The sequence below is a fragment of the Romboutsia faecis genome (assembly GCF_014323405.1).
Lineage (GTDB): Bacteria > Bacillota > Clostridia > Peptostreptococcales > Peptostreptococcaceae > Romboutsia_E > Romboutsia_E faecis.
Genome location: NZ_JACRWE010000035.1, coordinates 1 through 771 on the forward strand (window position 1 = coordinate 1; position 771 = coordinate 771).

A 771-nucleotide genomic window follows, 5' to 3' on the forward strand; every position below is an offset into this window, starting at 1 on the left:
AGGCAGGTGCTCTCCCAGCTGAGCTATAGTCCCATAAGTTTAATCTGGAGCGGGTGAAGGGGATCGAACCCTCACAGCCGGCTTGGAAGGCCGGAACTCTACCATTGAGCTACACCCGCGTATTTAATTGGTGACCCATAGGGGAATCGAACCCCTGTTACCGCCGTGAAAGGGCGGTGTCTTGACCGCTTGACCAATGGGCCATTTAATGGTTGCGGAGGCAGGACTTGAACCTGCGACCTTCGGGTTATGAGCCCGACGAGCTGCCAACTGCTCCACCCCGCGATATTATATGTGGTGCCGAAGACCGGAATCGAACCGGTACGAGAGGTAAGTCCCGCAGGATTTTAAGTCCTGTGCGTCTGCCAGTTCCGCCACTTCGGCACTTAACGTGGCTACGTCTTACTCTCCCAGGAGGTTGCCCCCAAGTACCATCAGCGCTAAAGAGCTTAACTTCTGTGTTCGGAATGGGAACAGGTGTATCCTCTTTGCTATAGTAACCACATTAATTTGCTTTGTTTTTTAAGACAAGTATTATATTAACATATTCATTTTAAATTGTCAATATATTTTTAAATCTTTTTTGTGAAAAATTTATGCTAGAGTTAATACTCTAAAAACTGCATATCATTTATGATTTAATCATTTAAAATTGGTCAAGTCCTCGACCTATTAGTATCGGTAAGCTACATACATTACTGCACTTCCACCTCCGACCTATCAACCAGGTAGTCTTCCTGGGGTCTTACCCTTACGGTGGGAAATCTTATC

Annotated in this window: 4 tRNA genes and 2 rRNA genes; all 6 read right to left on the bottom strand. The window is 46.0% G+C overall.

Going from position 1 to position 771, the window contains the following annotated elements:
• Positions 1 to 45: 45 nt before the first annotated feature.
• Positions 46 to 119 (bottom strand) — tRNA-Gly (locus H8923_RS17075).
• Positions 120 to 128: 9 nt separating this feature from the next.
• Positions 129 to 203: transfer RNA gene (locus H8923_RS17080), tRNA-Glu, on the bottom strand.
• A gap of 6 nt (positions 204 to 209) precedes the next feature.
• Positions 210 to 285, bottom strand: a tRNA-Met gene (locus H8923_RS17085).
• A gap of 10 nt (positions 286 to 295) precedes the next feature.
• A tRNA-Leu gene (locus tag H8923_RS17090) sits at positions 296 to 384 on the bottom strand.
• Positions 385 to 389: 5 nt separating this feature from the next.
• Positions 390 to 505, bottom strand: a 5S ribosomal RNA gene (rrf, locus tag H8923_RS17095).
• A 147-nt stretch (positions 506 to 652) separates the two neighbouring features.
• Positions 653 to 771, bottom strand: a 23S ribosomal RNA gene (locus H8923_RS17100); the annotation flags it as partial.